The sequence below is a fragment of the Bradyrhizobium uaiense genome, assembly GCF_010811875.1.
Classification (GTDB): domain Bacteria; phylum Pseudomonadota; class Alphaproteobacteria; order Rhizobiales; family Xanthobacteraceae; genus Bradyrhizobium; species Bradyrhizobium uaiense.
This window is the reverse complement of record NZ_VKHP01001109.1, coordinates 1-236: the sequence shown is the minus strand read 5'-3', so window position 1 is coordinate 236 and position 236 is coordinate 1. Positions and strand designations below refer to the sequence as shown.

At 58.1% G+C, this 236-nt stretch carries 1 pseudogene; it reads left to right on the top strand.

Going from position 1 to position 236, the window contains the following annotated elements:
• Positions 1-173, top strand: a pseudogene (locus FNJ47_RS52725) (acetamidase/formamidase family protein); the annotation flags it as partial.
• Positions 174-236 lie beyond the last annotated feature (63 nt).

Sequence of the window (236 nt, the reverse complement as noted above, 5' to 3'; positions counted from 1 at the left end):
ACGCCTTCCGCAAGATGCGCAAATTTCTGATGACGACGAAGAAGCTGACCGAGGACGAAGCCATCTCGCTGATCTCGCTCGGCGTCGATTTCGGCGTCACCCAGGTGGTCGACGGCAATTGGGGCGTGCACGCGATCGTCCGCAAGAGCATGCTTCCCGAAGCCAAGGCATGATCCGGAAAACTGCGAAGCGGTCTTCCGAAAAGATCATGCTCAGACATTGAAGGCGCCTGACGC